Source organism: Gemmobacter lanyuensis (assembly GCF_014652355.1).
Classification (GTDB): domain Bacteria; phylum Pseudomonadota; class Alphaproteobacteria; order Rhodobacterales; family Rhodobacteraceae; genus Gemmobacter; species Gemmobacter lanyuensis.
This window is the reverse complement of record NZ_BMYQ01000043.1, coordinates 1-1,270: the sequence shown is the minus strand read 5'-3', so window position 1 is coordinate 1,270 and position 1,270 is coordinate 1. Positions and strand designations below refer to the sequence as shown.

Genomic DNA, 1,270 nt, shown 5'->3' with positions numbered 1-1,270 from the left:
TTCGATCGGACGTGTGTCAGGCCTCTGAGCGTGGCCTTCATGACGCCACGGGCCGGTATGCTGTTCGGAAGGCGGGGTTCACATCGGTTCAGAGAGCTGCCAGCGCTCGAGCCCCGGGACTGAATCTTCCTGCCTTGAACTTCGAAGTCCGTGTCGCCTACTCCTCGTCGATCGCTCACCCCGGCCTTGCGGCCATGCCGTGCCGTTGCCCTCCCCGGGCTTGGGTCACGCCATTCTGTAATCCTGCTCTTTTGTCGTCAGTGCCCAGATCATCCGGGCCATCTTGTTCGCCAACGCAACGGCCGCGACCATCTTTGGCTTGCGCATCACAAGCGTTGCCAGCCAGCGGTTCGCGCTGCCACCCTTGCGGACAACCCAACGGATGACGCTCATCGCGCCAACGATCAATAAGCGGCGGATGTCGGTCTGGCCCATTTTGCTGACCGAGCCCAACCTGGTCTTGCCGCCAGTGGACCTTTGTCGGGGCACCAAGCCAAGCCATGCAGCGAAGTTGCGCCCGCTGTCAAACGTGTCGAGATCCGGTGCGAATGCCGCGACGGCGGCAGCGGTGACGGGGCCGATCCCGGGGATGGTGCAGAGGCGACGTAGTTGATCATCCGTCTTCGATGCCGCTTCAAGTTCATGGGCCAACCGCTCGATCACTTCCGTCAGACTTGCGATCTGGTCGAGGTAGATCGCGCCCATCTCCCGGACCTGGACGGGCAGAACGCTGGTCTCGTCAGCCAGCGCGGCCTCGAGCACCCTCAGGCTCGCCGGCCCTTTCGGCGCCACCAGACCAAACTCAGCCAGATGCCCTCGCAGCGCATTGATAAGCTGTGTGCGCTGCCTGACCAGGCATTGGTGCGTCCGAAAGGCTACTGCCCGGCCCTGCGTCTCGGCACTCTTCACAGCCACGAACCGCATCGTCGGGCGCAAGGCTGCCTCCGCGATGGCTTCAGCGTCCGCTTTGTCGTTTTTCTGGCGTTTGACGAACGGCTTCACATAGGCTGCTGGCACCAGACGCACCTCATGACCGTGAGACTGCGCCACCCGGCCCCAGTAGTGCGACGTGGCGCAGGCTTCCATCGCCACAACGCAGGGTTGCTGCTCGGCCAGCAGCGATGCCAGACGAGTTCGTGACAGAACACGGTTATATAGAACCGCCCCATCCTGTCCGATTGCGCAGACCTGAAAGCTGCCCTTTGCCAAGTCGATCGCCAGCATGTTGATCGGTGTCGTCATCGATGTGCCCTCCCTTCGCTTCCGATGA

Annotated in this window: 1 protein-coding gene; it reads right to left on the bottom strand. The window is 62.5% G+C overall.

The features are described 5' to 3' along the window. Positions 1–225 precede the first annotated feature (225 nt). Positions 226–1,242 carry an IS110 family RNA-guided transposase gene (locus tag IE101_RS19655; RefSeq protein WP_189635520.1) on the bottom strand — a complete coding sequence of 339 codons (1,017 nt, stop codon included), beginning with the start codon at positions 1,240–1,242 and terminating at the stop codon, positions 226–228. Positions 1,243–1,270 lie beyond the last annotated feature (28 nt).